This window comes from Sphingobium sp. BS19, assembly GCF_027925545.1.
Taxonomy (GTDB): Bacteria; Pseudomonadota; Alphaproteobacteria; order Sphingomonadales; family Sphingomonadaceae; genus Sphingobium.
This window is the reverse complement of the sequence record NZ_BSEF01000004.1, coordinates 70,019-95,656: the sequence shown is the minus strand read 5'-3', so window position 1 is coordinate 95,656 and position 25,638 is coordinate 70,019. Positions and strand designations below refer to the sequence as shown.

Sequence of the window (25,638 nt, the reverse complement as noted above, 5' to 3'; positions counted from 1 at the left end):
CGGCGGGGCTTTTCGTAGGTTAGCAGTAGAGCCTAGTTGATCGGCGGTACCGACGAAGGCGGCACATCCGGATCGGTTTCATGCACTTCATTGAGGCCCAGGCCAACATGGCTGCGCTTGTAGCTATACGCGAAATACACGACCAGACCGATTGCTGCCCAGCCGACGAACATCATTTTCGTTTCGAAGCCGAGGCTCCAGAACAGATAGAGGCAGCCTGCCACTGCGATCGGTGCCGTCACCATGATCGCCGGGGTGCGGAAAGGACGATGACGCGACGGATCGGTCCGGCGCAGCATCAACACCGCAATCGACACGGCAGCAAAAGCGAACAATGTGCCGGAGTTCGAGATATCCGCCAGCTTGCCCACGGGGAAGAACGCCGCGAACAGCGCCACGAAAATGCCCGTCAGGATCGTGATGACGTGCGGGGTGTGGAACCTGGGATGCACCTTCGAGAAGACTGCGGGGAGCAGGCCATCGCGGCTCATGACGAAGAAGATGCGCGTTTGACCGAACATCATCATCAGGATGACCGAAGGCAGCGCCAGACCGGCAGCAAGGCCGATAAGGTTGCCGACCTGTGGCCAGCCGATTTCACGCAGGGTCCACGCCAGTGCTTCCTTCGAACAGACGACCGCTTCCTTGCCGGTGGCGGCAAGTGCCGCGCACTGCTGCGACAATTCGATACTGCCGGGGGCCAGCACCTGACCGCTGGGGCCATTGACCGGCTGAGCGCCGACGCTGCCGATGACGCCAGCGGCAACGAGAATGTAGAAGATGGTGCAGATCGCCAGCGAACCGATCAGGCCGATGGGCATATTGCGCTGCGGATTCTTGGTTTCCTCCGCTGCGGTGGACACTGCGTCGAAGCCCACATAGGCGAAGAAGATCGATGCCGCCGCCGCCGAAACGCCTGCGAAACCGAGCGGTGAGAAGGGCGTGAAATTCTCCATGTTGATGACCGGCACGGCCAGCACGATGAACAACGTCAGCGCCGCAACCTTGATCATAACCAGCACGGCGTTCACCGACGCACTTTCCTTCGTGCCAATCACCAGCAGCCACGTCACAAGGCCGGCGATGCCCATAGCGGGCAGATTAACCAGACCGCCATCATAGGGACCACGCACCAGCATGTCGGGAATGTCGATATGCAGCGCATTTTCCAGCAATCCGACCACATAGCCCGACCAGCCGACCGACACCGCGCCCGCCGCGACAGCATATTCGAGGATGAGCGCCCAGCCGACCATCCACGCGATCAACTCGCCCATCACGGCATAGCTGTAGGTGTATGCCGACCCCGAAACCGGGACCATCGCTGCCATCTCTGCGTAACACAGCGCCGCTACTGCGCAGACGAACCCGGCGATGACGAAGGAGAGCATCATGCCCGGCCCCGCCTTTTGCGCGGCTTCGGCAGTGAGAACGAAAATTCCGGTGCCGATCACGGCCCCGATGCCCAGCATGGTGAGCTGGAACGCCCCCAAGGACCGGGTCAGCGACTTCTTCTCGGCGGTGGCCAAGATCGCATCGAGTGACTTTATGCGCCCGAAGATCATGAAATTGTGTCTTCCTGTGTATCGCGGCACGCCGACCGGCGCGCCTCCCCTAATATGGGTAACGAGACTATCGCCTAAATCCGCCTGTGCAAGTGTGTCGTGCAAGCATGTTGCGCAAATGGGTAATCTTCTTCACGCCGCGCACCCTGGGCGCAGGACTGACTAAGCCGCCAGCATCGGTCCGAGCGGACGCCCGGCAAAGATATGCACGTGCAGATGCGGCACTTCCTGATGCCCGTCCTGCCCGATATTCGCGAGCAGGCGATAGCCCTTCTCCACCATCCCAGCTTCCCGCGCGACATGCCCGACTGCGCGCACGAACGCGCCGATTTCCGCATCGCTCGCCTTGGTCGAAAAATCGTCCCAGCTCACATAGCGGCCCTTGGGAATCACCAGGATATGCGTCGGCGCCTGCGGATTGATGTCGTGAAAGGCGAGCGCGCCCTCGTCCTCATAGACTTTCTTGCACGGAATTTCCCCGCGCAGGATACGCGCGAAGATATTGTCGTCATCATAAGGCAGCGTCGGATCGATCGGCACGATATCACTCCTTTGGGCGGGATCATTCCTGCGGGCGGGCGGCTTTCTCGGCGATGCCCGACACGCCTTCGCGCCGGTCCAGTTCGGCGCACACATCCTGCATCGACAGGTCCATGTCCGCCAGCAGCACGCTGAGATGAAACAACAGGTCGGCGGCCTCGGACGTTACGCCGTCCCGGTCGTTTGCCATCGCCGCGATCACCGTTTCCACCGCTTCCTCGCCCAGCTTCTGCGCGATCTTAGCGCGGCCCTTCGCGCTCAGCTTCGCGACATAGCTGCTGTCGGGATCGGCAGTGCGCCGCGCGCGGATTGTGGCTTCCAGACGGGCGAGAGTGTCGGTCATGCCGCTCATAGTGCCTGCCCCGCCGCTGCCGTCAACGGAAAAACCGGATGCCGCACCGGGATGCCCGCCGCCGCCAACGCTGCGTGCGCTTCGCCAATCGTATGCTGACCGAAATGGAATATCGACGCTGCCAGCACCGCGCTCGCATGTCCCTCGATCACGCCATCGACCAGATGGTCGAGCGTGCCGACTCCCCCGCTCGCCACCACCGGCACCGCCACCGCATCGGCAATCGCCCGCGTCAAAGCCAGATCATATCCCGCGCGCGTGCCGTCGCCATCCATTGAGGTCACCAGCAACTCGCCCGCCCCCAGCGACGCCAGCCGCAGCGCATGTTCCAGCGCGTCGATCCCCGTCGCGCGCCGACCGCCATGCGTGAAGATTTCCCATCGCCCGTCAGCGACCCGCCGCGCATCGACCGAGGCGACGACACACTGGCTGCCGAAACGGTCGGCAATGTCGGCGACCACTTCGGGCCGCTCCACCGCTGCGCTGTTCACCGCCACCTTGTCCGCCCCCGCCAGCAGCAGCGCGCGCGCATCCTCCGGCGTCCGCACCCCGCCGCCGACGGTCACGGGCATGAAGCACACCTCGGCCACGCGCCGCACCACGTCCAGAATCGTGCCCCGCGCCTCATGGCTGGCGGTAATGTCCAGAAAGCAAAGCTCGTCGGCCCCCGCCGCATCATACAGCCGCGCCTGCTCCACCGGATCGCCCGCATCGGCCAGATCGACGAAGTTCACGCCCTTGACCACGCGGCCATTGGCTACATCGAGACAGGGGATAACGCGGGTGCGGACAGTCATGCGCTTGCCCACCCGTCATTCCTGCGAAAGCAGGAATGACGCTTCTCTTCTTCCCACCGACAGAAAAGCGGGATCCCTTTCGCAGGGATGACGAAGGAGAGCGCGGGCACGTTCATCCCGCCGCCGCCAATGCCAACGCCGTAGCCAGATCGAGCCGCCCGTCATACAGCGCGCGTCCGGTAATCACGCCTTCGATCCCATCCTCGGTATGGAGGCTCAGGATACGGATGTCCGCAATCCCGGCCACGCCGCCGCTGGCGATCACCGGTATCTCCGTCGCCCGCGCCAGATCGACCGTCGCTTCGATATTGCAGCCTTTCAGCATCCCATCGCGCCCGACATCGGTGAAGAGCAACGCGGCCACGCCCGCATCCTCGAACCGATAGGCCATGTCGACAATCGGCATGTCGGACTTTTCCGCCCAGCCTTCGGTTGCGACGAAGCCGTCCCGCGCATCGACCGCGACGACGATGCCGCCGGGGAAATCCTTGGCTACCGCTTTCACGAACTCAGGGTCTTTCAACGCCGCCGTGCCGATTACCACGCGCGAGACGCCCAGATCGAACCAACGCTCGACTGCCGCCCGGTCGCGAATACCACCGCCCAGTTGCACATGCCCCGGAAACGCCGCGACGATGCTTTCGACGGCCGCCGCATTGACGGCCTGCCCTGCAAAAGCGCCATCCAGATCGACGACATGCAGATGCTGCGCACCGGCCTCCGCAAACAGCATCGCCTGCGCCGCTGGATCGTCGCCATACACTGTCGCGCGGTCCATATCGCCTTCGGCCAGACGCACCACTTGTCCGGCTTTCAAATCGATGGCGGGGAAAACGATCAGACTCATGGTTTCCAGTCCAGAAAACGGGCGAGGAAGGAAAGGCCGTAACGCTGGCTCTTTTCCGGGTGAAACTGCGTGCCGATGATAGTGTCGCGCGCCACGGCGGCGACCAGCGGACCGGCATGATCGCTCGTCGCGGCGACATGCGCCGGATCGCTCGCGGCAAAATGATAGCTGTGCAGGAAATAGGCTTCGCCCGGCTCGATCAACGGATGCGCGACGCCGGGAACGACATCGTTCCACCCCATATGCGGCACCTTGGCGCTCGCGTCGGCAGGTTCGATGTGCCGCACCGTACCGGAAATCCAGCCCAGCCCGTCATGCCGCCCGAATTCCTCACCGGCATCGGCCAGCAACTGCATCCCCACGCACACGCCCAAAAAGGGCACGCCGCGCTTCAGCACGGCCTCAGCCATCGCGTCCACCAAACCGTCTACGCCAACCAGCGCATCGCGGCACGCCCGAAACGCGCCTACCCCCGGCAGGACGATTCGGTCCGCCCCGCGCACGACATCGGGATCGGCAGTGATGCTTACATCCTGCGCACCGGCCTGCCGCAGCGCATTGTGGACCGAATGAAGATTGCCCGCGCCATAATCGATAAGCGCGATCATGTTTTTAGAAATTCCAGTCCCGGTGCCACGAAGCTGGGGTTGAACTCGGTAATCGTCACTTCCGCCACCCCGTTCGTCACGAAAGGATCGGTGGCGACCTTCGCTTCGATGTCGGCTTTCTCACCGCGAACGATCAGTATCCCGCCTTCGCGCGGCACCTTGCGTCCCGCAACCAGCATCCAGCCATCGGCCAGCGCGTCCTTCAACCATGCCACATGCGCTTCCATATGCGCGTCCACGGTGGGCAGATCGACGATATAGCGCAGCGACACGATGAACATGGCTTCGGCCTCTTTCCTTTGGAACGGTGCGGATCAGGCCGCGCCCAATATGCCCTTGGTCGAAGGGATACTGTCTGCCTTGCGCGGGTCGATCTCGACCGCCTGCCGCAACGCGCGGGCCAGCCCCTTGTAGCAACTTTCCACGATATGATGGTTGTTGCTGCCATAGAGATTTTCGATGTGCAGCGTCAGCCCCGCCGATTGCGCGAAGCTGTGGAACCAGTGCTCGATCAGCTCGGTATCCCATTCGCCAAGGTTGGCCTGTGTAAAGGCCGCCTTCCACACGAAATAGGGCCGCCCCGAAATGTCGAGCGACACGCGCGTCAGCGTCTCGTCCATCGGCGAATAGACCGAACCGAAACGGGTGATGCCCTTCTTGTCGCCCAGCGCCTTGGCCACCGCTTCGCCAATCGCGATGCCGGTATCTTCGGTCGTGTGATGCTGATCGACATGCAGGTCGCCAACGGCCTTCACATCGAGGTCGATCAGCGAATGCCGCGACAATTGTTCGAGCATATGATCGAGAAAGCCGATGCCCGTCGACACGGTGTAAACACCTGTGCCGTCGAGGTTGACGACGACGTCGATCGAGGTTTCCCCGGTCTTGCGATGGATTTCGGCGGTGCGCATGGCGCTCCTATAGCGTTTGGCGCGCGCCGTGCAACGATTCCGCACTGCGACTATCCTTAACGCACGCCCTTGCCCCCTGCCTCTTGACCGAACTTCGTGGGACGTTAGGAAGATGGCCGATGAGCGACACGCTGCCAGATAGTCTGATTCCCTACGATGAAATCGTGCAGGAGGCTCTGCGCGCTGTCGTCGGCCGCGTGCTGGGCGAAGTCGAACGCTCCGGCGGGCTGCCCGGCGGGCATCATTTCTACATCACGTTCAAGACGCAGGCAGCGGGCGTGGATATTCCCCGCGTCTTGGTCGAGCGTTTCCCCGATGAAATGACCATCGTGCTGCAGAACAAGTTCTGGGATCTCAAAGTCAGCCCGGACCTGTTCGAAGTCAGCCTGACCTTCAACCAGATCGCTTCGCACCTCGTCATTCCCTTTTCGGCGATCAGCGCCTTCGTCGATCCCGCCGTCAATTTCGCCCTGCAATTTCAGGTGCAGGACAATGGCGACACGCCAGCGGTGCATGAAGAAGCGGAAAATGACGGCCCGACCATCACGGCGGAAGACGGCTCCAACGTGGTCACCGTGGATTTCGGCAAGAAGAAATAAGGCTGGCGCAATCGCGCCTCGCTTCCCACATTAGGATACCCTCTCACCCCGTTCGGGCTGAGCCTGTCGAAGCCTGTTCCTTCGACACGCTCACGGCGGACGGCCATTGGATATCCGCCTCCATGACACTCCCCACCCGCAGCGAAACCGACAGCATCGGCGCCATCGACGTTCCTGCCGCCGCCTATTGGGGCGCACAGACGCAGCGGAGCATCGAAAATTTCCCCTTTGGGGACACCGAACGGATGCCCATCGGCATCGTCCATGCGCTCGCCATCGTGAAGCAGGCCGCTGCCCGCGTGAACCGGGCGCACGGGCTGGACGGCGCCATCGCCGACGCCATCGACTCCGCCGCCGCCGAAGTGATCGCTGGCAACCATGACGATCAGTTTCCGCTGGTCATCTGGCAAACGGGCAGCGGCACCCAATCCAACATGAACGTCAACGAAGTGATCGCCGGTCGCGCCAACGAAGTGCTGACCGGAACGCGCGGCGGCAAGACGCCGGTCCACCCCAATGATCACGTCAATATGGGCCAGTCGTCCAACGACAGTTTTCCAACAGCGCTGCACATCGCGGTCGCCCGCGCCGCTACGGATCGGCTTTTTCCGGCCCTCGACCGTCTCCAACAGGCGCTGGATGCCAAGGCGTCCCTATGGGCGATGTTAGTGAAGATAGGGCGCACCCATCTGCAGGACGCGACCCCCTTGACGCTGGGTCAGGAGTTCTCCGGCTACGTCCATCAGCTCTACCGATGCCGCGCCCGCATCGAACCGGCGGTGATGCACGGCATGATGGCGCTGGCGCAGGGCGGCACTGCCGTCGGCACCGGCCTCAATGCGCCGGAAGGCTTCGACGTCGCCATCGCGGCGGAGATCGCGGACCTCACCAACCTCCCCTTCCGCACCGCCGACAACAAGTTCGAAGCGCTCGCATCGAACGATCCGCTCGTCCACCTCTCCGGCACGCTCAGCACCCTCGCCGTCGCGTTGACCAAGATCGCGAACGACATCCGCCTGCTCGGCTCCGGCCCGCGCTCCGGGCTGGGTGAGCTGGACCTGCCCGCCAACGAACCGGGCAGCTCGATCATGCCGGGCAAGGTCAACCCGACCCAGTGCGAGATGCTGACGATGGTCGCGGCGCAAGTCATCGGCAATCATCAGGCCGTGACCGTCGGCGGGATGCAGGGTCATCTGGAACTTAACGTGTTCAAGCCGCTGATCGGTGCCAACATCCTGCGCTCCATCCATTTGCTTGCCGTCGGTATGGAAAGCTTTGCGGAACGCTGCGTCGAAGGGCTGGAAGCCAATGAAGCGCGTATCGCCGAACTGGTGGACCGCTCGCTGATGCTGGTGACTGCGCTCGCCCCCGAAATCGGCTATGACAATGCCGCCAAGATCGCCAAGCACGCCCATCAGCACGACCTGACACTGCGGGAGGCAGGCCTTGCGCTGGGTCTGGTCGATGACGCAACCTTCGACCGCCTCGTCAGGCCGCAGGACATGGTCTGAACAATTGCCCGGAAATCTGCGCCTTTCAGGAACCGCGATAGCGCGCTATACATTCTGAATGCGGAACGAACGCGGGATAAGAAGGATGAGTATGCTCCGTAAGGTCATGGCCAGTGTTATCGGCACCCGTATTGCTGCGGATACCGGCAAGTCATCGGGCGTACTCGGCGTCGCTGCCGGTCTGCTTGCCACCCGCGTCATCGCGCGCTCTCCCTTGGGTGCGCTGGTGCTGGGCGGCGGCTATATCGCGCACAAGATGCTGCAGAAAAAGCGGGAAATCGACGCCCTTGGTCCGCATGGCGCCGCCGTCCATGACGGCCTTGTCGAACCCGGCACGCCCCCTTTGACCGACGAGACGACAGCGCCAAAGGCATTACCCGCGCCGACAAAAGCCGTCAGGAAGCGCAAGCCCGCGAGCAAAACCGCATAGCGGACATTGACGCAACGGCCCGCCCACGGCAGTAGCAGGCATGGCCGACACCTCCAGAATCGATCCGATCAACGACCCCCACGGTTTCAAGCGCCGCGGCGTTCTCTTCGTGCTGTCCTCCCCATCGGGCGCAGGCAAGTCGACCATCGCGCGCAAGCTGCTGGCCGCCGATCCGTCGCTCGTCATGTCGGTTTCCGCCACCACCCGCCCCATGCGGCCGGGCGAAGTGGACGGGAAAGACTATCACTTCGTCGATCTTGCCCAGTTTCGGCAGATGGTGGCCGATCACGAATTTCTCGAATGGGCCCATGTCTTCGGCCATCGTTACGGCACGCCGCGCGCGCCGGTGGAAGCGATGCTGAAGTCCGGGCGCGATGTCCTGTTCGACATCGACTGGCAGGGCGCGCAGCAGCTTCACCAGATTGCGGGCGGCGACGTCGTCCGCGTGTTCATCCTGCCGCCATCGATGGAAGAACTCGAACGCCGCCTGCGCGGTCGCGCCACCGATAGCGAGGAAGTCATCGAAGGCCGCATGAGCCGCGCGGCAGGCGAAATCGCACATTGGGACGGGTACGACTATGTCCTGTGCAATGACGATGCCGACGCCTGTTTCGAAAAGGTACGCGGCATTCTCTATTCGGAACGCATGAAGCGCAGCCGCCAGACCGGCTTGATCGGCTTCATCCGCAAACTGCAGAAGGCCACCGGCGACGCCGATTAACGCGTCGATACGGATAAAATTGGACACATAGGCGTTCCTGCGTCAGCCTTACGGCACAACAGGAGGGACTTCGTCCATGATACGCACTTTATTCGGCGGCCTGCTCGGCGGGCTCGCGCTGTTCCTGACGGGATTTGTGTTCTGGGGAACGCCGCTGGCGAACATCGGCTATACTACGGCTGAGCCTGCCGCGAGCACGAACCTTCAGGCGGCATTGGCGCAAACGCTGACGCAGACCGGAACGGGCGTCTATCTGATCCCCTCTACCACGACGAGCGAAGGCACGATCCTGTACGGGAAGGGACCGATTGCGCAGGTGTTTTTCAACACCAGCGGTTATCCCTCGCTCGACAGTTCGGCGTTGATTGGCGGCTTGATCCTGGCGTTGGTGGTTGGCGTTTTGATCGCCCTGGCGCTACGGCTGATCGCTGGCGACACTGCCACCCGCGTTCGTGCGACCGTGGCGTTCGCCATGGCTGCGGTACTGTGGATGCATGTCGGACAGCCGATCTTCAACCACGCGCCCTGGGGCTATTTCCTGTATTTCGCCTTCAGCGATTTTGTCGGGATAGTGTTGGCAGGCCTGATCGCGGCCAAGCTGATGACGGACACACCGGCTACCGTCGCTGCCGCCCCGGTTACACCTGCGCCGAAATATACCGACACGACCGACAGCAACAGCTTCGGTTCGCCGCTTCGTACGGATAACGATCCCCTGCCATAATGGCAGGGGTCGCTTTTCTCAGAATTATTGCGCCGGTGCTGGGGCCGCAGGGGCCGCAGTGCCGGTCAATGCCTGGGCAGCAGGCTTGTTGGATGCATCGACCGAACCGTCAGCCATCATAGCCTTCGCCATCGTCGTGGCTTCTTCCTTCGCCTTGGGATCGGCGCTGGTTTGGCTGGCGCCGATCAAGCCGCTCAGCAGCAGGTTCTTCGCAATCGGATCGGCAGCGTTTTCCGCCACCGACTTGCGGGCCAGCGTAATGCCTTCGGCATACAACGGATCGGCCCCTGCCTTGTCCTGCTTGATCAGCTTGGCGTTACCCAGTTGGACCAAAATCCCGCCCAGAATATTGCGGCTGGTCGCATCTGTGGGCTTGGCAGCGACGAGCTTGCGCCAATGGGGAACGCTTTCCTCGTACAGCGTCAAGGTCTTGTCGATCTGCTGCTGCGCCCCTGCGGCGGCCGCAGCAGCATAGAGCGCATTCGCCAGAAAGTTGACGTTGTCCATATTGTCGGGCTGCGTCTGAACGGCGACGCGGATGGCGGGGAGAGCAGCCTCGTATTTAGCCAAAGCACCGGCATTGTCGCCAGCCTGCTGCGCGGCCTGCCCGGCGGTGAAATCGGTAACGGCCTTGTTGAAGGCAGTGACCTGATCGGGGGTCATTTGTCCGGCGGGGGCGGGAGCCGCTGCTGGCTGAGCGGGAGCGGCCTCCTGCGCAAAAGCAGGGGCGGATGCAGTCAACATGAGGGCAATAAGAGCGGTACGGGTCAACGCGATAGTCTCCTGACTGGCGGTGCGCACCGGCTTGGGGTCAGGCACGCATCCGTAATGAATTGAAACGGGCTGACAATCGGACGATCATCAGACAGAAACCATCCTACAGAAAGCAACGGCAGCGTCAAATTCACGGCGGTGGGCATCGGCCTGCGCTTGGGCCTGCGCATCCTGCCCCCAAAGCTCCGCCTGCCAGAGGGAATCCAGTTCCGATGCGTTCCAGATAACATCCGGTTCCGCATCGCCATTTACGACCGCCAGACCGAGGACGAGGGAGCCCGTCAGGGTCACCAATGTCGATAGCGGCGCGAGCGTAAAAGCACCGTGCGCCGCCACTATTTCGGCCAATCGACTTACCGTTTCGTCAGGCTGGGCCACATGAACGATACCGTTGGTGATCCGAAACGCGACATCGTATCGCCGCCGCGCCCATTCCAGCCAGGGATCCCATTCTGCGGCCTGTCGCACAATCAGCGGCTGCGGGTTTTCCGCACGATAACAGAGCAGGTCGGTTTCGGCGTACCGAGCGATTCCTGCGGCGAAACTCTCATGATTAGGGCCGACTTGATCGATTGCCGCGTTCGCAAAGCCCGTTGCCGTCATGGTCAGCGGGTCCAGATCGTCCCCCTGTGCATCCCATTCCGCCGCGATTACATTCGCAATCGCCTGCGTCGGCAGCAGCAAAGGCGCGCGCGCCGGGGTCCGCACCATGCGACCATCCAGCGCAATCTGCCAGCCATCCTCGACGGGACGAGCCTCCACCTGTTTGTAGAAACGCTTCATATCTCTGTGGTCAGGCCGATGGCGGCGTGCGCCATGCGCGCAGCAGCATGCGGGGGATGACGATCGTCTGCGCCATGCCGACCGTCGCGATGATCGCGCCCATGATCTTGGCTTCCTTGCCCTGCACCCAGGAAAAGCGCTGCATCATGATGAGAAAACCGAACATCAGGATGAAGACACCCGACAGGCGGAACAGGTTGATGAACAGCAATCGCTCGCGCGCTGCCTTGTTCGGGTCGACCGGAGGAAGGGAAGGTTCGCTATCGCTCATGGCGTGCCGATATGGCGACCAAGGTCGACACTGTCCACCGCGACGGCCACCGCACCGACTTCGATCAGTTCTTCGGGCAAATGATAGCCCCAGTTGACGCCGATGGCCCGCACCCCTGCGCTGACCCCCATTTCGATGTCATATGTCGTATCGCCGATCATCACGGTCGTTTCTGGCACAGCGCCCGCCTCCGCCATCGCTTCCATCAACATCCCCGGATGCGGCTTCGACGGGTGACGATCCGCCGTCTGTAACGTCACGAAACGATCGAGTATCCCATGCTGCGTCAGACACAGATTGAGGCCGCGATCCGATTTGCCCGTCGCCACGCCCAGCAACCAGCCGCGCGCCAGCAATATATCGAGCAGTTCGGCGATGCCTTCATAGAGCGGTTCGCTGACGTCGCCCTCGCTTCGCATGGCACGAAAGGCTTCGCGATACTGGTCCGACACATGGTTGTGAAACGCATCGTCCGCCTCTGGCAAAAGCTTCGCCATGGCATGGGGCAGCGAAAGCCCGACGACCGAGAGGATCGCCGGTCGATCCGGCGCGGGCAACTTAACCGCATCGAATGCGCGTGCCATGGCGGCGCAGATGCTATGCTGGCTGTCGACCAGCGTCCCATCGCAGTCGAAAAGCGCCAGCGGACGCATCAGCGCGTGCCTCTGCCCCGCCGTTCGCCGCGCCGTTCCTTGCGCACGGCCTTGGCATGCTGGCGCGCGAACTTCTTTTCATCGTCGCGCGTGGGCGTGGTGTCGATCTCATCGTCCAGCGGCATGTCACCCAGTTCCATGTCGAACGCCATGTCGGCCATGCTTTCGGCGAAATGGGTGGGCAGCTCCGCCATCACGTCGACATGCCCGCCATCGGGATGGTCGATGCGGATACGCCGCGCATGCAGGTGCATCTTCCGGCTGATCGTGCCGGACAGAAACGATTCCTTGCCGCCATATTTGCCGTCGCCCACGATAGGGTGCCCAATCGCCGCCATATGCACGCGCAATTGATGCGTGCGACCGGAAAATGGCTGTAGTTCCACCCACGCCGCACGATTGCCCGCGCGTTCGATGATGCGATAGCGGGTGCGCGCAGGCAGCCCTTCCTTCTCATCGACATGCATCTTCTCGCCGCCGGTGCCCGGTTGTTTCGCGAGCGGCAAGTCGATCATGCCGTCGCGCACATCGGGAACGCCTACGACGAGCGCCCAGTAAATCTTGCGCGCTGTACGGCTGGAAAATGCCTTGGCGAAATAGCCTGCCGAGCGCGCCGAGCGCGCAATCAGCAACGCGCCGGACGTATCCTTGTCCAGCCGATGCACCAGCTTGGGCCGCTGTTCGCTGTCAAACATCAGCGCATCGAGCAGACCGTCAACATGCGAATCGGTCTTCGTGCCGCCCTGCGTCGCCAGACCCGGCGGCTTGTTGAGCACGATTGCCTGATCGTCGCGATGGATGACCATGTCCTGCGCGAACGCGATTTCATCGTCGGACAGCAAAATCTGCTTCTTTGCCCGCGCGGGCTTTTCCGGGCGCGGCGCTTTCGCTTCAGCGGGAGGCACCCGGATCGTCTGGCCATCGGCGACGCGATCCCCCGGCGCGGCGCGCGCGCCATCGAGGCGCAACTGCCCGGTCCGCGCCCAGCGTGACACGACGTTGAACCCTACATCGGGCAGATGCCGCTGAAACCAGCGATCCAGGCGAATACCGTCATCGTCCTGCGCCACGCGGAACTGGCGTACGTCCAGCGTAACGCCCGCGTCCTTCACCGGCTTGGGCGCGACGGCGACCTTTTCGACCTTCGGCTTGGCAGTGCGCGCAGGTGCTTTTCTGGCAACATCCTTCGTATCGCGCGGCGGGCCGCTCTTGCCGGTCGGCTTCTTCGCGCCGAACTTCGCGCCAAAGCCCTTGCCCGGCTTCGCGCCATCCTTCGCAACGGGGAATGATTTCCCGGCACTGCGGCCGCGCGAAGGCGGCTTGGGCGCACCCTTGGGCGCTGCGGATTTGCCAGTCGGTCGACCCGTGGCCCCACTCGTTGGCCCCTTTGTCGGCCCATTGGTCGGTCTGCCGGGACCACGTCCGGTCGGTCCACTCTTCATGCTACACTCCGAACGATAAACAGGCCAAAGCTGAGCGCGGCCAGCGCACCCAGCACGGACGCAAGAACATAACCGACAGCCATAAGGCCCTGCCCACGCTCGATCATCAGCACCGTTTCAAGGCTGAACGCGGAAAAAGTTGTGAAGCCCCCCAACACGCCGACACCCAGGAGCAATCGAATCTGCTCGCCATTGGCGGGCGTGGTGCGGGTCAATGTCCCCACGAGCAAGCCCATGGCGAGGCCGCCAAGCAGATTGGCGGCAAGCGTGCCCCAGGGATAGGATGCGCCGAGCATGTGCGTGGATATGCGCCCGAGCTGATAGCGCAGCGCCGCCCCGACGGCGCCGCCCGCCATGACGAGGAAGGTTTGGTTCATGGGAATACGCCCTAGAGGGTTTTGCCTCCGGCGTCACCCCTGCGTCGGCAAAGGCCCCTAGCGACCTTTATTGGCAACCATATCGACAGCAGTGCCGCCACTGGGTGCCTTCGCGAATGTCATGAAATAGGCACGATCGTCGCTGCCTCGCACCCCGCCCAGCACATGCTCGCCATTCATCAACTGATGCTCGGCATTATACCCTGCGCGCTTTGCCTGCGTGTAGTAAAAGTCGATCACATCCTGCATCGGCGCGCCTGCCACAAAGCTGACTGCCCGGATCGCACAGGACGCGCCGTCCGCTCCCGCCGCTTCAACGAGCGCAGCGCCCGGATAGAGCCCAAAAGGTTCGGGCAAGCGCGATGCCCACTGCATCCCGTAATCGAGTTTCGCATTGCAGCCACCTGCGGTCGCGTGACGTTTCCCCTGCTCGCGGGCCAGCGCACCCAGGGTTGCCGGACCATCCGGCCCGCAATCGGGGCAAGGCTGTGCCTGGGTCGCCTCGGGCGCATGGAGCAGCTTGCCGCCGACCAGCTTGAGCGCCTGCGCCGACGCCTCTGCACCTTTCAGGGTTGGTACACCGCCACTGACGGGCTTCTCGCCGGTCCGCACGGCATTGATGTTGGATTGCGCCGTCAGATTGGGATCGACGACAATCGGCCCTTCCAGCGCATCCCTGATAGCCGGATCGCTGACAGTGTTCGTCAGGTCCGCATCGAGCGCGTTGAGCGCGTCGTCCTTGCCCCCGCTGCTGCATCCTGCGAGCAGCAGAGAAGAGGCAAGGCATAAAGCCAGCTTCGTCGAAACAGTGCGGATCATAGGCGGGCTCCTTTCCCAAGGCCTTCGAATATCACGAAATGGTAAACAGACAGGTGCGCGCCGGATTGCCATGCCATTTTCGCTGCATTGGTCCTTGAAGCAATAGGCGGGGAAGGCCATGTTCTACACATGCTGAACATTCTTTCCGGCCTGATCGGCCTCGTCGCCTTGCTCTTCATGTTGCCGACGATCATTCCGTTTTTGGGCTGGGCGAACTGGCTTATCGTACCGATCGCCCTGTTCGGGGCGTTGGTGGGCGTTGTATCCTCCCGGAATGGCGGGCGTAATTTCTGCCTGATCGTCGCGGCGTTGGGCGTGTTTCGTCTGGTGCTTGGCGGCGGTCTTATCTGATCTGCTGCAGCGACCGTGGTCAAATCGATAGCGCCCGATCCCGAAGCGCACACACCGCCCAACGGTCTCCTCTTCGGCATAGGGGCCTATTTCCTGTGGGGTCTGTTACCCCTTTATTTCAAGCTGCTACCGACGGTCGGTCCGGTCGAAATTGTGGCCAGCCGTATCCTGTTCTCGCTGATATTGATGATTGCGATACTGGCGGCGACAGGTGCTTTGGGCGATTTTGGCCGTACTCTGCGCGACCGGCGCACGATGATTGCCATGACTGGCAGCGCCCTGCTGATTGCCATCAATTGGCTGGTGTATATCTGGGCCGTTGCCAACGATCATATCGTTGCGGCCAGCCTGGGCTATTTTCTTAACCCTCTGGTCAACGTCCTTCTGGGCGTCTTGGTGCTGAAAGAAAAGCTGCGCCCGGTTCAAATCGCGGCAATCCTCGTCGCCGCCATAGGCGTGGCGGTCATGGCAGTGTCGGCAATAAATACGCTATGGATCAGCATAACCTTGGCGGTCAGCTTCGCATTGTACGGCCTGATCCGCAAAACGGCAGCGGTTGGCCCTCGCCAGGGGCTTGCCGCTGAAACTTTAATCCTCACGCCTATAGCCGCGGCTTATGCCATCTGGCTCGTCAGTCAGGGGCAAGCGGCGTTCGGCAAGGATGTAGCAACCTCGATCCTGCTGGCGCTTAGCGGAATCGTCACATCGGTGCCGTTGCTGTTGTTCGCGACCGCTGCGCGGCGCATGCCTTTATCGATGCTGGGATTGCTGCAATATCTCGCACCGACAATTCAGTTTCTGATTGGCGTCCTGCTGTTCGACGAAACGCTCAGCCGCGGTCAGATGATCAGCTTTGTGCTGATCTGGGCTGGTCTGATACTCTTCACGGTAGACCTGTTGCGGTCCACCCGTGCAGCCCGGCTTGCTTTGGCATAAAATCAAAGCAGGCGATCAGCGCTCAGCCACCCTTTACGGAAACTGCGTCGCTTCAAACCGAACAGGCTCGCCGATTGCCGCGTTCGCCAGTGTATCGTCCCACATGACCCGATGCCCGCGAATGATCGTGCCGATTGCCTTGCCGGTCAGTTCCATGTCGGTGAACGGCGACCATTCGCAACGTGAGGCGAGCCAGTCGGTGCCCACCGTCCAACGCTTTTTCAAATCGACGATGGTGAAATCGGCGTCATAGCCAAGCGCGATCCGCCCCTTGCCCACCAGCCCGAAGATGCGCTGCGGCCCTGCACTCGTCAGCTCAATGAACCGCGCGAGCGTCGTTCGCCCATGGGCGACATGGTCGAGCAGCAGCGGCACGAGAGTCTGCACGCCGGGCATACCGCTGGGCGATGCAGGATAGGTCTTCGCCTTTTCCTCAAGCGTGTGCGGCGCATGATCCGACCCCAACACATCGGGAACACCCTGATTGAGCCACTTCCACAACCCGTCGCGATGCGCGCCAGATCGGATCGGCGGGTTCATCTGCGCATAGGTGCCAAGGCGCGGATAGGCGTCCTCGCCCGCCAGCGTCAGATGCTGCGGCGTGACTTCGCAAGTCGCGATATCCTTGTTCTGCGCAATATATTCCAGTTCCGCAGGGGTCGTGATGTGCAGGATGTGGATGCGCCGCCCCGCTGCGCGCGCGAGTTTGATGATCCGTTTCGTCGCGATCATTGCGCTTTCATCGTCGCGCCAGATCGGATGGGTCGACGGATCGCCTTCCAGCGCCAGAGGCTTGCGCGCATTCATCCGGGTTTCGTCCTCGGCGTGAATAGCCACGCGGCGCTTACCCGATGCCAGCACCCGCGACAAAGCCGAGTCGTCATCGACCAGCAAGCTGCCCGTCGATGCGCCCATGAAGATTTTGACTCCCGCCGTGCCGGGGATTTTTTCCAACTCTGCCAGTTGCTCGGCATTGTCGGCAGTCGCTCCAACATAAAATGCGTGGTCGCACCACATCCGGTGATGCGCGCGCGCCAGCTTGTCATGCACGCGGGCGGCGGTATCGGTATTGGGATTGGTGTTCGGCATCTCGAACACCGCCGTCACCCCGCCCAGCACTGCCGCGCGACTGCCGCTTTCCAGATCTTCCTTATGCTCCAGCCCCGGCTCGCGGAAATGCACCTGACTGTCGATGACGCCGGGCAGGATATCGAGGCCCGTGCAGTCTATCGTCTCGCCGCCAGAAAAGCCGACTCCTATCGCCGCGATCTTGCCCCCCGACACAGCGACATCGGCCTGCGCCGGTCCGCCGGGCGTATGGACAGTGCCGTTCTTGAGGATCAGGTCATATGTCTGGGTCATGATACCGGCCAAGTTGCTGTTGGATAACGTCTACATCCGTCCTACCTAAAGGCCATGCCCGATACCATAGCGAACACCACCCTTTCCAACCGCGCCGTCATTCGTGTCGGCGGCGAGGACGCCCGCCCCTTCCTGCAAGGTTTGATAACGCAGGAGGTCATCGGCTTATTGCCCGATCAGCCGCGCTGGTCCGGCCTGTTGACCCCGCAGGGCAAGGCTTTGTTCGACTTCATGCTGTGGGCCGACGGCACCGATGTCCTCATCGATTGCGAAGCGGAACAGGCCGACGCGCTCATCCGCCGCCTGTCCCTCTATCGCTTGCGCCGCCCGGTAACGATTGCTCGCGAACCGGACCTCGCGGTGCATTGGGCAAAGGTGGCGGAAGGCAAGCCGCTGGACCCGCGCCACCCTGCGCTTGGACATCGCTGGCTTGCCCCGGCGACGGACGGCGACGCCAGTGAATCGTTTTTCGCGTATCGACTTATTTTGCAGATTTTCGAAGGAGTCGAAGAACTTGGGCAAGATCAGACGCTGTGGCTTGAAGCCAATGCCGAGGAACTGAACGGCGTCGACTTTACCAAGGGCTGCTATATCGGGCAGGAGAACACGGCGCGGATGCATTACCGTTCGAAGGTCAACCGGCGCCTCGTGGCGGTCCCGCTGGCGCAGGCTGATGCCAAGAGACAGCGTCTGGCCTTGCCCGAATTGGGCCTTTCGATCGAACATCGGCGCGTCGAAGATATGGGTTCGCTCCAGCTCCCCGAATGGCTCGCTCAGGCCATTGCTGCGCCCGTCGAAAGCTGAACCGAATGCGCCGTCTCGTCATTGCCGCACTACTTTGCTTGATCCCCGCCGTCGCTCAGGCAGATACACGCTGGACGCTCGTCAAAACCTATCCGCACGATCCCAAGGCCTTTACCGAAGGCCTACTGTGGGCCGATGGCGGGCTGTATGAGAGCACAGGCCTGAACGGGGTATCCGACATTCGGCAGGTGCGGTTGAAGGACGGCAAAGTCCTGCGCCGCACGACTCTGGATCGGCAGTATTTCGGCGAAGGCATCGTCAACTGGGGCGACAAGATCGTCAGCCTGACCTGGCGACATCGACTGGGATTCGTTTGGAACCGGAAGGACTTCAAGCAAACCGGCACCTTCCGTTACGAAGGCGAAGGCTGGGCGCTGACGCAGGATGGCAAGCAGATCATCATGAGCGACGGCACAGCGCAGCTACGCTTGCTCGACCCCGACACGCTGGCCGAGAAGCGGCGCGTCACGGTCACCTGGAACGGGCAACCGGTGGAGCGGCTTAACGAGCTGGAATATGTCAAAGGCGAAGTGCTGGCCAACATCTGGTACGAAAACCGCATCGCACGCATCAACCCTGCGACCGGCGCGGTGATAGACTGGATCGACTTGTCCCCGCTTGCCGCCAAGGTGCAGGTGAACGATCGCGACGCCGTATTGAACGGCATCGCCTATGATGCTGCCAAAGACCGGCTGTTCGTCACCGGCAAATTCTGGCCGCACTTGTTCGAGATCAAGCTCCAGCGTTAGGCCGCTTTGCTGCCGCCCAAAGCCTTTTGCCGCCGCCGCTGCACCGACGATCCGATCCCGATGGCTTCGCGATATTTGGCGACCGTGCGCCGGGCGATATCAAAGCCCTTTTCCCGCAGCAGATCGACCAGCGTGTCATCCGACAATATCTTGCGCGAGTTCTCGCCAGCGATGAGCGCCTTGATATGGCTTTTCACCGCTTCGGCGGACACAGCATCGCCGCCATCGGACGACTGGATCGCGCTGGTGAAGAAATATTTCATCTCGAACAGCCCACGCGGGCACGACAGATATTTGTTCGATGTCACTCGGCTGACAGTCGACTCGTGCATCTCGATGGCATCGGCCACCATCCGCAACGTCAGCGGCCGCAGATGCGCGACCCCCTTGCGGAAGAACGCTTCCTGTTGCTTCACGATCTCGCTGGCGACCTTGATGATCGTCTTCTGCCGCTGATCGAGCGCCTTTACCAGCCAGTTGGCGCTGGCGAGACAATCGGCGAGCCATGCCTTTGAATTCTTGTCATGCGCGCCGCCCGACAGCTCAACATAATAGCTGCGGTTGACCAGCAGGCGCGGCAAGGTGGCGGTATTCACCTCGATGGCCCAGCCATCCCCGCGCGGCGCGATGAACACGTCCGGCACCACGGCCTGCGTCGCATCGCCACCGAATCGCAGGCCCGGCTTGGGATCATAATTGCGCAGTTCGCGGATCATATCCGCCATATCTTCTTCATCTACGCCGCAGATACGGCGCAGATGCGGCAGCGCGCCCGCGGCGAGAATGTCGAGATTGTTGAGCAGCAATTGCATGCACGGATCGTAACGGTCCGCTTCCTTGGCCTGTAGCGCGAGACATTCCGACAGCGTCCGCGCGCCGACCCCCGTGGGATCGAAGGACTGAATGACGCTCAGCACCGCTTCGACGGTATAGAGCGGGACATTCAGGTTATAGGCAGTCTGCAACAGATCGGCTTCCAGATAGCCTGCGTCATCGATCTGGCCGATCAACTGGCCGGCGATGACCAGTTCCGGACCCGACAAGCGCGCCCCCGCCTGCGCCATGAGATGTTCGTGCAAGCCCATGTCAGCGCAGGCGAAGCTGTCGAAGTCGGGGCCGTCCTCGCCGAAGCCGACGCTGCTTTCCTGCGATGTGCTGCTGATGCTCCGATCGGACATGGCGACACGTTCCGCCACACGATCCCCGGGACCATCGTCGATAAAAGTTTCTGCCCCGTAATCGACATCGAGCGGACTGTCGGATGCACCCATGCCCTGCGCGATGAGCGAATCGGCGGTCGCTGTTTCGGACGACAGTATCGGCGCGTCGAAGCTGGCCTCGGGCAAATCGCCCAGCGACATGTCTTCGGGGCCACCCGGCGACGATTCGAGCAGCGGATTCTTCTCCAGCTCGCCTGCGATGAAATTTTCAATTTCAAGATTGGACAGCGCAAGCAAGCGAATTGCCTGCTGCAACTGCGGCGTCATGACAAGCGACTGGCTCTGCCGCAGATCGAGGCGTGGACCGAGCGCCATCAGCCGTGCCTACCGCAAAAAGAAATGTGCGGCAGGATCGTCATGTCACAGCGAGAAGCTCTCGCCCAGATACAGACGGCGCACATCGGCATTGGCGACCAGTTCGGTCGGGCTTCCCGCGAACAGCACTTTCCCGTCGTAGATGATGCAAGCACGATCGACGATTTCCAGCGTCTCACGAACATTATGGTCGGTGATGAGAACGCCGATGCCGCGAGTCTTGAGTTGCTTCACCAGATCACGGATGTCGGCAATCGACAAGGGATCGATACCGGCAAAGGGTTCGTCCAGCAACACGATCGACGGATTTGCCGCCAGCGCACGGGCAATTTCGCAGCGCCGCCGTTCGCCGCCCGACAGCGCCATTGCCGATGCGCCGCGCAACCGGGCCAATCCAAATTCGGACAACAGCGTTTCCAGCCGGTCGGCCCGCGCAGCTTTGTCCGGCTCTGCCAGTTCCAGAACCGCGCTGATGTTCTGCTCGACCGTCATCCCCCGGAAAATCGAGGTTTCCTGCGGCAGATAGCCAAGGCCCAGAATGGCGCGGCGATACATGGGAAGGCTGGTGATATCATGGCCGTCGAGCATGATGCGGCCGCTATCCGGGCGTACCAGCCCCATGATCGAATAGAAGCACGTCGTCTTGCCCGCACCATTGGGACCGAGCAGACCAACGACTTCGCCATTGGCGACCGTCAACGAAACATCGCTCAGTACGGCGCGGCGATCATAGCTTTTCGCGATGGATACGACCGAAAGCCCGTCGTTCACGTCATGCGGTGCGATGGAGGACGCGCTATGGTCGACACCGGGGTCGATGCTGGCAACTTCGTTCATGGCCTGTCCTTATGAGCCTCGTGCAGCCCCGCCCTCAATCTGGCAGGCTTTGTGCATGGAAGGAGGGATGTCGGCAAGGGGCTTTGCACCGCCACGCGAAACCATGCCCGGATTATCAGGGTTTGGTGGTCCGCTGCGGTACGGTGAACGTGCCCGAAACGCGACCCGAAGAGCCGGTGGTCGATCCCGGCGGACCGCCTGCCGAACGGCCATCGACAGTCGAGCGACCACTGACGAGGTCGATCAGCAACCGGCCACCCGTCAGTCGATTGGCACCCTGGTTCAATTGGACATTGCCCAGCATAGTGATGAGCCGTCGATTGAGATCGTATATCGCGACATTCCCACGGGCCGTTTCATTGCCGCGAGTCACTACGACACTGCCCGATGCGTCGATCCGGTCGATTTCGACGCTGCCCACTTGCCGATAGGCCACGGTCATACGGGCCGCAGTCAAATGCAGTCCGGCCTGATCGACGACGACATTGCCCGACACCACAACCCGGTCCGCCCGATCCTGCACTTCGATTCTGTCGGCGGCAAAGTTGACGGGCGCGTTGGTATTGTGATTCGCCATGATCTGCGCATGCGCGGACCCGGCACACGCCAGCGCGCCCAGTATGGCCGCAGCAAGAGTGGAAGAAGACAATAGCCGGTTCATAGTCACCGCCCTTTGAGGCCATTTTGGTCGATACGCAAGCGGGCGCGACCATTCAAGGTCACTGTCCGCTCGCTGAGGTCCGCTTCCAGATGGTCAGCGCTGAACGTACCGATAGGCATGCGTCCATCGACGCGCCCGTCGCTCTTCATTCGCCGTGTTTTGAGGTCGATGCCGACGTCGCGAGTCGTCATGCGGTAACCACCGGCCGCCTGAAACTGCACTGCGCCGTCTATCTTAACGCGCTCGGCATCCATGTCGTAGCGACCGCGCTGCGCGACCAGCACAGCGGGGCCATCCGACAACAGGATACGTGCCGACAAGTCCTGCAAATCGACGATCGGCTCACGCGAGCTTTTCTGAACGGCTGACCCGGCCCGCAGGGAAAAGCGCTGCCCCTTGCTGTCTTCCCCCCGATACAGGGCTTCGGTCACCCGCATACGCTCCTTGGCGACAGCGACCTTGTTCTTGTCGAGAACGAAGCTGACATCGCCCGACCCGGTAAACGGCGCCATCGCGAGGAAAGCCGACAGGACGCCGACCATCACCGGCAAAATGTTCTTCAGCGTGCCGATCAGCCGATCATGTGCGCCGCCCGGCACGGCCCAGTGCTGGCGATGGGAACGTTGCTGTTCGGCCTGAAGCGACATCTCGGTTTAGATATGCGCGAAAATGTCGGCTTCGGGCCAGCCGGCCAGATCGAGCTGCGCACGATGCGGCAGGAAATCGAAACAGGCCTGCGCCAGTTCCATGCGCCCTTCGCGAATCAGGCGACGGTCCAGTTCCTCTTTCAGCATATGCAAATAACGGACGTCCGACGCTGCATAATCCTTTTGCGCGTCCGACAAGACCGGGCCACCCCAGTCGGAGCTTTGCTGTACCTTGCTCAGATCCTGCGAGAGCAATTCCCGCACCAGTTCTTTCAGGCCGTGGCGATCGGTGTAGGTCCGCACAAGGCGCGACGCGATCTTGGTGCAATATACTGGCGCGGCAAGCACACCGAGGTAATGCTGCATGGCGGCAATGTCGAAGCGGCCGAAATGGAACAGCTTGAGCCGTGCCGGATCGGCGACGATGGCCTTAAGATTAGGCGCATCGTAACGGCTGCCCGGATTGAAACGGACAAGATGTTCGTCGCCCTTTCCATCGCTGATCTGCACGACGCAAAGGCGATCGCGCGGGGTAATGAGCCCCATGGTTTCGGTATCGATGGCTACGGACCCTTCGGCAAGGACATCTGCCGGCAAGTCTTCTTCATGAAAATGGACTGTCATCCGATCCCTTTAGAGAGGGAATCCTCGCCATTCAATGAACCGTTTTGGTCGTGTCATCCCCGGCCTTGTTCATGCGACGGCGTCGGCTGGCGATGTTCAGCATTTCGACGAAGGCCGAAAACGCCATCGCGGCATAAATATACCCTTTCGGCACGTGCACGCCAAAGCCGTCGGCAATGAGTACGGAACCGATCATGAGCAGGAAACCCAAAGCCAGCATGACGACCGTCGGGTTCTTTCCGATGAACGTGGCCAGGGGATCGGCGGCCAGCAACATCACCGTTACCGCAATGATCACGGCAATCACCATGACCGGCAAATAATCGGTCATGCCCACGGCCGTCAGGATCGAATCGATGGAAAACACCATGTCGAGCAGCAGTATCTGAACGATCACCGCACCGAAGCTCACGACCTTCGAGCCCTTTTTATCGAGCAAGGCTCCCGATTCTTCGGTGTCCAGATTATGGTGGATTTCCTTGGTCGCCTTCCACACCAGAAACAGGCCGCCGGTAATCAATATGATGTCACGCCAGGAAAATGCCGTTTCGAACGTCGGCTCGCCATGGCTTCCGGGTGTGCCCGTAATGCCTAGGTCGATAACCGGTTGTGTCAGCCCGACAAGCCAAGCGATGCCCGAAAGGAGCAAGAGCCTGAGGCCGAGCGCAAGGCCGATCCCCAACTTGCGCGCCTTGCCCTGCTGTTCCGGCGGCAGCTTGTTGGAAAGAATCGATATGAAGATTAAATTGTCGATGCCGAGTACCACCTCCATGATCACCAGCGCAAACAATGCGGCCCACACAGCGGGATCGGCGAAAATTGAGAAAACCTCGGTCATGGCGACTCCTTGCCTAAATGTAGCGCTGCGTACAAGATGCCCTTGCATGTTGATCAGTTGGGGGATGTTCGATCATGAATGACGGCAATGGAAGCACACAAACCAGCAGCTTTTCGCTTAACGGCCCTACCATTATTGCGTTGCTTTACCTCGCGAGTTTTGTGCTGGGGGTGACGGGCATCATCGGGCTTGTCTTGGCCTATATCTGGAAAGGTGAGGCCCGCGCGCCTTGGGAATCAAGCCATTACCGTTTTCATATCCGGACGTTCTGGATAGCATTTGCAGGCTCCGTCATAGGCTTCACATTGCTGATCATCGGCATCGGATTCCTGATTATGCTGGCTATCGGCATCTGGGTAATCGTGCGCAGCGTTGTTGCGTTATTGAAGGCGCAAAAGCAGGAAGCCATCGCCGATCCTGCGACGTGGACTATCTGAATTGTTGGTAAACGGAATATCGACTTGCGCACTTCGAGTGCTTCGAGACGTAAAGACAACGGAACGTCAGGAAAATCATTCGCGTAACCTAAAAAATCTGTCTATACTGATTCCAAACCGTGGTTTTGCGGCGGATTCTGCATGTCCCTTCGTCCGGCATGTTCATCCGAAGTTCGATGGGCGAAGCGAAAGTGACTAACAGGGCATGAGTTTTGATAGAGGTCGCCGCGGGCGCGGCAAGGACAAGCGGGACGGTTTCGGCGACGAGAATTTCGGCGGATACGCAGAACAGGGTGGCGGCCGTTTTGGCGGCGGCGGTGATCGCTTCGGCGGTGGCGGCGGCGGCTTTGGTGGCGGCGACCGTTTCGGCGGTGGCGGCGGCGGCGGCGGTGATCGCTTCGGCGGTGGCGGCGGCTTCGGCGGCGGTGCTGGCGGCGGCGGCGGTTTCCGCGGCGGTGGCGCGGGTGCTGGCGGCGGCGGTCGCGGCATGCCTGCCCAAGTCGTTGGCGAAGGCACCGGCGTTGTAAAGTTCTTCAATGGACAAAAGGGCTTCGGCTTTGTCGTGCGTGACGATGGTGGCGAAGATGTGTTCGTTCACATCAGCGCAGTCGAGCAGGCCGGCCTGACAGGTCTGGCCGAAGGTCAGCCTTTGGGCTTCACCCTGGTCGATCGCGGCGGCAAGGTTTCGGCGACCGATCTGAAGATCGATGGCGAACCCCTTCCTGTGACCGATCGCGGCCCGCCGCGTGAAGCACGTGAACCACGCGCCGGCGGTTTCGGCGGTGGCGCCCCTGCAGGTGATCGCGGACCTCAGCGTCAGCTTACCGGCGAACGTTCGAGCGGCACGGTCAAGTTCTTCAACGCTATGAAAGGCTTCGGCTTCATTCAGCGCGATGACGGTCAGCCCGATGCGTTTGTTCATATCAGCGCCGTTGAACGTGCTGGCATGGCATCGCTCAATGAAGGCGATCGTCTGGATTTCGAACTGGAAGTCGATCGTCGCGGCAAGTACGCGGCTGTGAACCTTCAGCCAAAGTCCGACTGATAGAAATATCGTCGTTCCCAACGGAACGAATATACACAAAAGGGCCGATGCACTTGATGGTGCATCGGCCCTTTTGTTTTAGACTAAT

At 61.5% G+C, this 25,638-nt stretch carries 33 protein-coding genes; 11 read left to right on the top strand and 22 right to left on the bottom strand.

Annotated features, from left to right (window positions below; translation table 11 throughout):
• Positions 1 to 32: 32 nt before the first annotated feature.
• The 8 genes from QMG56_RS05340 to hisB form a co-directional block, all read right to left on the bottom strand.
• A complete protein-coding gene (locus tag QMG56_RS05340; protein WP_230187904.1) occupies positions 33 to 1,565 on the bottom strand; it encodes an amino acid permease in 1,533 nt (510 codons plus the stop codon).
• Between the two features lie 162 nt (positions 1,566 to 1,727).
• On the bottom strand, positions 1,728 to 2,105 hold the full coding sequence (locus QMG56_RS05335; protein ID WP_230187905.1) for a histidine triad nucleotide-binding protein: 378 nt from the start codon (positions 2,103 to 2,105) through the stop codon (positions 1,728 to 1,730).
• Positions 2,106 to 2,127: 22 nt separating this feature from the next.
• Positions 2,128 to 2,448, bottom strand: a complete 321-nt coding sequence (locus QMG56_RS05330) for a phosphoribosyl-ATP diphosphatase (protein ID WP_281821548.1) — start codon at positions 2,446 to 2,448, stop codon at positions 2,128 to 2,130.
• Between the two features lie 5 nt (positions 2,449 to 2,453).
• Positions 2,454 to 3,254: an imidazole glycerol phosphate synthase subunit HisF gene (hisF, locus tag QMG56_RS05325; RefSeq protein WP_281821547.1), complete on the bottom strand. Its 801-nt coding sequence runs from the start codon at positions 3,252 to 3,254 to the stop codon at positions 2,454 to 2,456.
• A gap of 112 nt (positions 3,255 to 3,366) precedes the next feature.
• Complete coding sequence (hisA, locus tag QMG56_RS05320; protein ID WP_281821546.1) at positions 3,367 to 4,101, bottom strand: 1-(5-phosphoribosyl)-5-[(5-phosphoribosylamino)methylideneamino]imidazole-4-carboxamide isomerase; 735 nt, start codon at positions 4,099 to 4,101, stop codon at positions 3,367 to 3,369.
• Positions 4,098 to 4,709, bottom strand: a complete 612-nt coding sequence (hisH, locus tag QMG56_RS05315) for an imidazole glycerol phosphate synthase subunit HisH (RefSeq protein WP_281821545.1) — start codon at positions 4,707 to 4,709, stop codon at positions 4,098 to 4,100. The genes hisA and hisH overlap by 4 nt, the downstream gene beginning before the upstream one ends.
• A complete protein-coding gene (locus tag QMG56_RS05310) occupies positions 4,706 to 4,990 on the bottom strand; it encodes a YciI family protein (protein ID WP_281821544.1) in 285 nt (94 codons plus the stop codon). The genes hisH and QMG56_RS05310 overlap by 4 nt, the downstream gene beginning before the upstream one ends.
• Before the next feature lie 33 nt (positions 4,991 to 5,023).
• Positions 5,024 to 5,620: an imidazoleglycerol-phosphate dehydratase HisB gene (gene hisB, locus QMG56_RS05305; protein ID WP_230187911.1), complete on the bottom strand. Its 597-nt coding sequence runs from the start codon at positions 5,618 to 5,620 to the stop codon at positions 5,024 to 5,026.
• Between the two features lie 119 nt (positions 5,621 to 5,739).
• Between hisB and QMG56_RS05300 the strand changes: the two genes are divergently transcribed.
• From QMG56_RS05300 to QMG56_RS05280, 5 genes are all read left to right on the top strand, one after another.
• Entirely contained in the window at positions 5,740 to 6,219 is a 480-nt protein-coding gene (locus tag QMG56_RS05300) for an SspB family protein (RefSeq protein WP_230187912.1), read from the top strand.
• 122 nt (positions 6,220 to 6,341) lie between these two features.
• Positions 6,342 to 7,730: a class II fumarate hydratase gene (fumC, locus tag QMG56_RS05295; RefSeq protein WP_281821543.1), complete on the top strand. Its 1,389-nt coding sequence runs from the start codon at positions 6,342 to 6,344 to the stop codon at positions 7,728 to 7,730.
• Positions 7,731 to 7,815: 85 nt separating this feature from the next.
• Complete coding sequence (locus QMG56_RS05290) at positions 7,816 to 8,160, top strand: hypothetical protein (protein ID WP_230187914.1); 345 nt, start codon at positions 7,816 to 7,818, stop codon at positions 8,158 to 8,160.
• 40 nt (positions 8,161 to 8,200) lie between these two features.
• Positions 8,201 to 8,881 carry a guanylate kinase gene (gene gmk, locus QMG56_RS05285; protein WP_230187915.1) on the top strand — a complete coding sequence of 227 codons (681 nt, stop codon included), beginning with the start codon at positions 8,201 to 8,203 and terminating at the stop codon, positions 8,879 to 8,881.
• 76 nt (positions 8,882 to 8,957) lie between these two features.
• Complete coding sequence (locus QMG56_RS05280; RefSeq protein WP_281821542.1) at positions 8,958 to 9,605, top strand: hypothetical protein; 648 nt, start codon at positions 8,958 to 8,960, stop codon at positions 9,603 to 9,605.
• Between the two features lie 24 nt (positions 9,606 to 9,629).
• On the opposite strand, the gene QMG56_RS05275 is transcribed toward QMG56_RS05280, so the two are convergent.
• From QMG56_RS05275 to QMG56_RS05245, 7 genes are all read right to left on the bottom strand, one after another.
• Positions 9,630 to 10,349, bottom strand: coding sequence for a hypothetical protein (locus tag QMG56_RS05275; RefSeq protein WP_281821680.1), 720 nt, complete (start codon positions 10,347 to 10,349; stop codon positions 9,630 to 9,632).
• Between the two features lie 117 nt (positions 10,350 to 10,466).
• Complete coding sequence (locus QMG56_RS05270; RefSeq protein WP_281821541.1) at positions 10,467 to 11,162, bottom strand: ATP12 family chaperone protein; 696 nt, start codon at positions 11,160 to 11,162, stop codon at positions 10,467 to 10,469.
• 10 nt (positions 11,163 to 11,172) lie between these two features.
• Positions 11,173 to 11,433: a hypothetical protein gene (locus tag QMG56_RS05265; RefSeq protein WP_281821540.1), complete on the bottom strand. Its 261-nt coding sequence runs from the start codon at positions 11,431 to 11,433 to the stop codon at positions 11,173 to 11,175.
• Complete coding sequence (locus tag QMG56_RS05260; protein ID WP_230188018.1) at positions 11,430 to 12,089, bottom strand: HAD-IA family hydrolase; 660 nt, start codon at positions 12,087 to 12,089, stop codon at positions 11,430 to 11,432. The genes QMG56_RS05265 and QMG56_RS05260 overlap by 4 nt, the downstream gene beginning before the upstream one ends.
• Positions 12,086 to 13,528: an RluA family pseudouridine synthase gene (locus QMG56_RS05255; RefSeq protein ID WP_281821539.1), complete on the bottom strand. Its 1,443-nt coding sequence runs from the start codon at positions 13,526 to 13,528 to the stop codon at positions 12,086 to 12,088. The genes QMG56_RS05260 and QMG56_RS05255 overlap by 4 nt, the downstream gene beginning before the upstream one ends.
• Positions 13,525 to 13,905 carry a fluoride efflux transporter CrcB gene (crcB, locus tag QMG56_RS05250; protein ID WP_230187921.1) on the bottom strand — a complete coding sequence of 127 codons (381 nt, stop codon included), beginning with the start codon at positions 13,903 to 13,905 and terminating at the stop codon, positions 13,525 to 13,527. The genes QMG56_RS05255 and crcB overlap by 4 nt, the downstream gene beginning before the upstream one ends.
• A gap of 57 nt (positions 13,906 to 13,962) precedes the next feature.
• Complete coding sequence (locus QMG56_RS05245) at positions 13,963 to 14,724, bottom strand: hypothetical protein (RefSeq protein ID WP_281821538.1); 762 nt, start codon at positions 14,722 to 14,724, stop codon at positions 13,963 to 13,965.
• Between the two features lie 129 nt (positions 14,725 to 14,853).
• On the opposite strand from QMG56_RS05245, the gene QMG56_RS05240 reads away from it, so the two are divergent.
• Both QMG56_RS05240 and rarD read left to right on the top strand, forming a co-directional pair.
• Positions 14,854 to 15,075, top strand: coding sequence for a hypothetical protein (locus QMG56_RS05240; protein ID WP_230187923.1), 222 nt, complete (start codon positions 14,854 to 14,856; stop codon positions 15,073 to 15,075).
• Between the two features lie 15 nt (positions 15,076 to 15,090).
• Positions 15,091 to 16,011 (top strand): EamA family transporter RarD, encoded by a 921-nt coding sequence (rarD, locus tag QMG56_RS05235; protein WP_281821537.1) that lies wholly within the window; start codon positions 15,091 to 15,093, stop codon positions 16,009 to 16,011.
• 33 nt (positions 16,012 to 16,044) lie between these two features.
• Here the strand turns inward: rarD and QMG56_RS05230 are convergent, their stop codons facing one another.
• Positions 16,045 to 17,373 (bottom strand): dihydroorotase, encoded by a 1,329-nt coding sequence (locus tag QMG56_RS05230; protein WP_281821536.1) that lies wholly within the window; start codon positions 17,371 to 17,373, stop codon positions 16,045 to 16,047.
• 66 nt (positions 17,374 to 17,439) lie between these two features.
• On the opposite strand from QMG56_RS05230, the gene QMG56_RS05225 reads away from it, so the two are divergent.
• Positions 17,440 to 18,177 (top strand): folate-binding protein YgfZ, encoded by a 738-nt coding sequence (locus tag QMG56_RS05225; protein WP_281821679.1) that lies wholly within the window; start codon positions 17,440 to 17,442, stop codon positions 18,175 to 18,177.
• Positions 18,178 to 18,182: 5 nt separating this feature from the next.
• Positions 18,183 to 18,926, top strand: a complete 744-nt coding sequence (locus tag QMG56_RS05220) for a glutaminyl-peptide cyclotransferase (RefSeq protein ID WP_281821535.1) — start codon at positions 18,183 to 18,185, stop codon at positions 18,924 to 18,926.
• On the opposite strand, the gene rpoN is transcribed toward QMG56_RS05220, so the two are convergent.
• From rpoN to QMG56_RS05190, 6 genes are all read right to left on the bottom strand, one after another.
• Entirely contained in the window at positions 18,923 to 20,461 is a 1,539-nt protein-coding gene (gene rpoN, locus QMG56_RS05215; RefSeq protein ID WP_281821534.1) for an RNA polymerase factor sigma-54, read from the bottom strand. The two genes, QMG56_RS05220 and rpoN, sit on opposite strands and share 4 nt — an antisense overlap.
• Positions 20,462 to 20,506: 45 nt before the next feature.
• Positions 20,507 to 21,298, bottom strand: a complete 792-nt coding sequence (gene lptB, locus QMG56_RS05210) for an LPS export ABC transporter ATP-binding protein (protein ID WP_281821533.1) — start codon at positions 21,296 to 21,298, stop codon at positions 20,507 to 20,509.
• A gap of 115 nt (positions 21,299 to 21,413) precedes the next feature.
• Complete coding sequence (locus QMG56_RS05205; RefSeq protein WP_281821532.1) at positions 21,414 to 21,959, bottom strand: LptA/OstA family protein; 546 nt, start codon at positions 21,957 to 21,959, stop codon at positions 21,414 to 21,416.
• Between the two features lie 2 nt (positions 21,960 to 21,961).
• Positions 21,962 to 22,606 carry an LPS export ABC transporter periplasmic protein LptC gene (lptC, locus tag QMG56_RS05200; RefSeq protein WP_230187929.1) on the bottom strand — a complete coding sequence of 215 codons (645 nt, stop codon included), beginning with the start codon at positions 22,604 to 22,606 and terminating at the stop codon, positions 21,962 to 21,964.
• A gap of 6 nt (positions 22,607 to 22,612) precedes the next feature.
• Positions 22,613 to 23,230, bottom strand: a complete 618-nt coding sequence (locus tag QMG56_RS05195) for a ribonuclease D (RefSeq protein ID WP_230187930.1) — start codon at positions 23,228 to 23,230, stop codon at positions 22,613 to 22,615.
• A 31-nt stretch (positions 23,231 to 23,261) separates the two neighbouring features.
• Positions 23,262 to 24,068, bottom strand: coding sequence for a TerC family protein (locus QMG56_RS05190; protein WP_281821531.1), 807 nt, complete (start codon positions 24,066 to 24,068; stop codon positions 23,262 to 23,264).
• Between the two features lie 74 nt (positions 24,069 to 24,142).
• Between QMG56_RS05190 and QMG56_RS05185 the strand changes: the two genes are divergently transcribed.
• Complete coding sequence (locus tag QMG56_RS05185; protein WP_230187932.1) at positions 24,143 to 24,505, top strand: hypothetical protein; 363 nt, start codon at positions 24,143 to 24,145, stop codon at positions 24,503 to 24,505.
• 205 nt (positions 24,506 to 24,710) lie between these two features.
• Positions 24,711 to 25,550, top strand: a complete 840-nt coding sequence (locus QMG56_RS05180; protein WP_281821530.1) for a cold-shock protein — start codon at positions 24,711 to 24,713, stop codon at positions 25,548 to 25,550.
• The last annotated feature ends 88 nt before the right edge of the window (positions 25,551 to 25,638 follow it).